We start from the raw sequence: 5,480 nt of genomic DNA on the forward strand, positions 1-5,480 counted from the left end.
GGCAATCGTAAGACTAGCCGAGTCAAAAGCTCGACTAGCGGTGTCCAACGAAGCGTCAAAAAAGAAAGGTTAGTAGCTTAGGCTATTATCTTGGAAGCTCGATGCCTTTAGGCGCGAGTAGTTCACTAAATATAGGCTAAGTAAACAGCAAGCAATGCACATATTTGGATTTAAGAAAACAACATACCACAAGTACACGAGCCCAAAATACGAAGAAGAGATAAGTAACAGTGTTTCAATTATTTGCGAGTGCCTTGATCACATGGGTAAAGGAAAAGCAAAGAGATACTTAGAACTAAAACTCTCAACACACCGAGATAAGTCAGTTAGAAAACTATTAACCTGACGTATAGTCTTGTTTACTCTTAGGGGGTGAACTATGTTTATAATAGCTCATATTGCGTTCGTTACCTTTGCATATTTAGGGATTCATTTGGGAAAATTTGTTTTTAGCAAAAAATTACTAGGTAATTGAGCGATACCCCCTAGATTTATCTAATTTTAATATTAAATTAAGCTTATATTTGTTTCGGTTTTTTTACCCCACCTATAAAAAGTTAATATTAAAAACATGGAGTTATTGAAACAACAGTGTGAAGTGAATCACTTATGGGCGCCACCTTAATGTCGAATAAGGGGAGCTCATAAAGTTTCGAAAAATTTTTAAGTATGGAAGTTTGACAATAATAAGCACAGCCTCTATATTTAAAGTGTATTTAATAAATTATTGAGCCAGCAAATTCCTAATTGATTATCAATACCCAAGCATACAAACTCACCTTCATCCCTAAGTTTGTATGCTTTTTTCTTTTGTATCCTAGTTTAGCCAGAATGACGCTGGATTTGCTTTTTGTGCTTCTATACTTTGCTGGTTTGGTATTCTATAACAGAGGTTTAGCTATTAGGTGACATTTTGTTCTTGTCGAGCATTTTCTATTGTTAAAGACTCCCTATATTCAGCAGTTTCTGCTGTCAGTTTCCAATGAACATCAAGTAAATCCTGCTGCTCAACTACTTGTCTAACCTCTGCTATAGAGGTTTTGAAAAACTCTTTTTTGGGATTTACTTTGTTTACTTGCTCTCTCAAATCTTCTGTGAAGTTATTTTTCTAGTGTAGGGGCATCCACACTATAGATCATGGTATGCATATCAAATGATAATGGAGCAAAGGCACCTCAGAGCCCTTTTACTCTATCAGGTGGCTTTAATTGAGCAAATTTTAATTAAAAATCTAATGAAAATTAGGATTTAGATGGAAATATAGATTTTAAAATATCTTCAAATAAATAGTCATGGCTCTATGTTTAATGAAGTGTTTTAAGAAAAAATTAACCGGATATACAATCATTGCAAGCATGGTTGGTCAAACCATTGCTGTATCAGTAATTGGGGTATGGGCTGGGTTACTATCGATTGCCACTCCATTTGAAACAGCTATTGCTGCACAGGAACGGTTTGACCAAATTCAGCAAAAATACAAAACTGATGATCCAACAAATAACCGCTCCGATGATCAACGTTTAAATCAAACGTTATTAAAATACCCACATCAAACAGTCATAAATCCAAATCGAGAAAATGAGATAATTCAAAAATACTACCTAACCCCACAGACATCTAGAACAGTTGATTTGTCTGCTTATGGTAATTATGGAGACAATGCACAGCAGCAGATTGAAGATAGCGTAAATGTTGCGAGAGACATGTCAAAGTCAGCTGTTGTTCCATCGACTAATGCTAGTGGAGGTTTAATTACAAATTATAGTAATGGAGGAGTTTCGCTTACAAAAGATGATAGTGGTAATTATGTTGGGACTATTGATGAATCAAAAGTTACTGAGCATGTTTCTAATCAAAACGAGTACACTAGCTCAGAGCTAAATCACTCTCAAACAACATTTGAGGCAGACAGTCACTATGGTAATGAGACAGAGTTTTATGCTTCAGGAACCACTAAAATAAACAGTTTGAAAACAGACACTGCTAGTGATGCAACTGTATACCAAACAATTCAATCAATTCAGAATGACAATAAACCCCCAGAAATAAACCCCAGAAGCAGTATTTTCAATTACGGATTTAATGAAGTGAATGATGCCCTTGACGGTACCGGATCATGGTTATCGTCATGTACAGATGAGTCAGTTGACATAACACGTGAATTTACATCAACACAATCAACAAATCATTTATGTATGCAACCCCTTGCAAGCAATAGCTTATATTGCGAAGTTGAAAGAGCTACACCAGTTGCTTATGACGTAATAGTGCAAATGGCGGGTAAGGGGAAGCAGTTTTTAACAGTAGAATTTGACCTAAAGAAGCAAACTGCTAAGACAATAGCCCCAACCGATTCAATTGCAACAGAGCTGAAATTTGAAGGTCCAAGTTTTGAAGATTTCTGCACAGTTAATAATACTAATATTAATAGGGTAAGCCTTGGTGCTTGGCCCAACACCACACTAGATGGAAGTATTGATGAAAGTACTTGGATTCGAGAGTTGCAAGCGCCAACATGTGCAAATGGTTTAAAAGGTATTGTCCAAGTTGAAGATAAAACTGATGATAGTGGTGATACAAAATGGATCTTGAACGCTCAAGTAAGATACAGGTTTACTGGTGAAGTAGGGGAAAACAAGCAGTATCCAGCTGGTTGCTATGATGCGATTGAAAGTGAGCTTAAGGAAAGCAATGGCTTAGCAGGGTTTAGTGACACAATTAGTGGTGGTACTGAAAGCCGGTTTGAAGGTTTTTGTAAATTTGATAGCTATACAAATATCGAGGTTGGTAGCGTTGGATTACCCCCAGAAATATTAGAAACAGTCCCTCCTTTTTATAATGGTGATACAGGAAATAAAACTTGGAGAGTTAACCTTGATGGATACAATTGTGATCCTACTAAAGGTGAAGATTACTGTATTGTAACTCGGAGAGCCACTGAGGAAGAAAAAGCAGCAGGGATAGGGGATGAATTCCAATGTTATTCCTGGGATGAGATAGAATCTCAACCAAACCACTGCACTACCTACCAAACTGATACGCAATGTCAAGAAATTGAGAGAACATGTGCTGAAGGGTGGCTTTGGGAGCGAGATGACGCCGATGATATTTGCTTCGCTTACACAATTGAGTATCAATGTGATGAGGAGGTTGTTTCGACTGTAACAAGCTCCGTAACACAGAATACCTGTGCGGCTACATTGCCTTGTGTTGGAGGGAATTGTGAAACATCAAATAGTGAAGTTAATGATCAATTCGCAGATGTTCTTGCTATGGCTACAGTAATACAACATATGGAAGATGGGATGAACTGTGAAGATCCTACAGACCCATCAACGTGCACTATTTTTAAAGGTGAAGGCAAATTTTGCTCTTGGGAGCCAAGTGGTTTAGGTAATGACTGTTGTGAGGCTCCTGATGGTGTTGATATTTATGAATATGCACAAGCTGCTTATGGCATGCTACAAGCAGATGCATTTGTAGCTGGACTAGATGGAACCAGTAATGCTGTAGTAGGCGGCTATCAGAGTCTGAGAGAACCTATTGCTAATGCAGCTACAACTGCTGGTGAAGCTGTTTCAAGCGCTTGGTCTTCAGTGTCTACAGTATTTACTGATGCGGCAAGTACTGCGGCAGGTAATGCAGTAGGGGAGGTGGTTGATGCATCTGGGGCCGCAATGGATATTTTCTCTAAGCAGGCTATGGAAAAACTACAACAAGCGGTTATGAAATATGTTTATGATTCGATTCCAGAGGAGTTAGCTCAGGCATTAATGACAGAGACTGTTAAGAATGGGGCATCAACAGTGGTGCTATCAGAAGGAGCAAGTCAAGCTGTAGCGGTAATTGGTTATGTATATGCTGCATACATGGTGTATCAATATATTAAACTAGCTTTAAATTTGCTCACTGCTTGCCACGAGTATGAAATGGATATGGGAATTAGGCTTGCTACGAAACAATGTATTCCCGTAGGAAAGAAATATTGTGCTGAAGATGCTTTGGGTGTCTGCTATCTACGTCGTCAAGATTATTGCTGTTATGACTCCATCCTATCTCGAATAATAATGGAACAAGCATCCCCAATGCTTGGCCATGACCTAGAAGAATATACAACAGAAGAAGTTGATGGTTCAAAATTAAGGAATTGTCCGGGGTTAACCCCTGAACAACTGTCTAACCTAGACTGGAATCAAATTGATTTAAGCGAATGGATTAACATAATGATCGAGTCTGGTATTGCTGATTTTGCTCAAGACCTTGATAAGCTAACTGGTTCTGGTCGACTACTTAATAATGAAGGTCGAGAAAACGCTGTTGATAGAACAACACAAAGAGCTGTTGACGCTGAGCTTGCTGAGAGAGCTATTGAAACAAGAAGTATCATAAATGCAGATGATATTGATTGTTCATATGTGCCGAGACCATTGGCATGCTACTTCCTTAATGATTAATGATTAATGATTAATGATTAATGATTAATGATTAATGATTAATGATTAATGATTAATGATTAATGATTGTAAAGTTGCGCGATATAAATAATAAAGTACGATAGAGACACTTTCGGGACAAACGAGGAAATCTATGAAAAATATAACTAAAATATCCTTAGCTTCAGTCATGGCATTAACTTTATCAGCTTGTTCATCAACAAAAGAGCCAATTGTGTTTGATAGCTTTCAAGCAAATGAGAATGACTCATTTGCAAAAACAACAATGCGCTTAGCTGGCAGCAATAAGTTTATGGACAGTGCTGACGGAAAGTCAGGGACACGCAAAGTACCTGGCTCGAGTGTAATGGCTCTAGGTCAGCTGTTAATGTTAGATTTTACTGGAGCAGCCAGTACAGCCATTAATGATAGTATCATTGAAGACGAGCCTTTAGCTAAGAACGCCCAATTTATAGTTAAGGTTGAGAATGTAAGTCAATCAGCACTTGCAAATCCTGAAAGTATTATTGCTAGAGCTTCGAAAAAGCTTGATGAAATTGCTGCCAAGAAAGGGCTTGAAATAGAGTCAGAAAGGACAACAAGTACTCAGCGAATCATCAACTATAAAAACAAAAATCAATGTGAAAATTTGATTCTTGTTGTAAATAACTGCGGGCAATACATTGGGCTTGGTCGAGTTTCGTCATATGATCAAGAAAGTAAGTCTGCATATGTAATTTTTGAAGCAAATGGAAATTTTGTATCATTGCATTTAATGAGTGATTACATGGGGGATGATGTTTACTTGTATCACCCTAGAAAATTAGGATCAGGTAACTGGGATTACAGTTGGGCTATGTACGCTGGTTCTCATATAGTCATTCACAAAGGGAAAATACATAAATTTATTACTGGGCAAAATTTTGAACATTAGGCTTGCGCAATCTCACCCTTTCAAGGGCGAGTCAAGCAAGAGGTAACTAGTCTTTTTTCTGACTTAAAGCGCGTGAAGTTTTTACGGCTCTTTCACTTGGCGGTGTGTTTTGA

The 5,480-nt window shown here is 37.8% G+C and carries 3 protein-coding genes; 2 read left to right on the plus strand and 1 reads right to left on the minus strand.

Annotation, left to right across the window (positions count from 1 at the left end; genetic code table 11):
• Positions 1–901 precede the first annotated feature (901 nt).
• The gene (locus tag NH454_RS21960) at positions 902–1,087 is read right to left on the minus strand and encodes a hypothetical protein (protein ID WP_235374321.1); all 186 of its coding nucleotides are present in this window, start codon (positions 1,085–1,087) and stop codon (positions 902–904) included.
• A gap of 220 nt (positions 1,088–1,307) precedes the next feature.
• On the opposite strand from NH454_RS21960, the gene traN reads away from it, so the two are divergent.
• Both traN and NH454_RS21970 read left to right on the plus strand, forming a co-directional pair.
• A complete protein-coding gene (gene traN / locus NH454_RS21965) occupies positions 1,308–4,454 on the plus strand; it encodes a conjugal transfer protein TraN (RefSeq protein ID WP_235374322.1) in 3,147 nt (1,048 codons plus the stop codon).
• 133 nt (positions 4,455–4,587) lie between these two features.
• Positions 4,588–5,367, plus strand: a complete 780-nt coding sequence (locus tag NH454_RS21970; RefSeq protein ID WP_235374323.1) for a hypothetical protein — start codon at positions 4,588–4,590, stop codon at positions 5,365–5,367.
• Positions 5,368–5,480: the final 113 nt, after the last annotated feature.

Origin of the sequence: Pseudoalteromonas sp. Ps84H-4, from assembly GCF_024124645.1 — a bacterium.
GTDB lineage: Bacteria > Pseudomonadota > Gammaproteobacteria > Enterobacterales > Alteromonadaceae > Pseudoalteromonas > Pseudoalteromonas lipolytica_C.

Coding starts and splice junctions, on each gene's coding strand:
- traN (WP_235374322.1), top strand. CDS start 1,308: ATGAAGTGTTTTAAGAAAAAATTAACCGGATATACAATCATTGCAAGC.
- NH454_RS21970 (WP_235374323.1), top strand. CDS start 4,588: ATGAAAAATATAACTAAAATATCCTTAGCTTCAGTCATGGCATTAACT.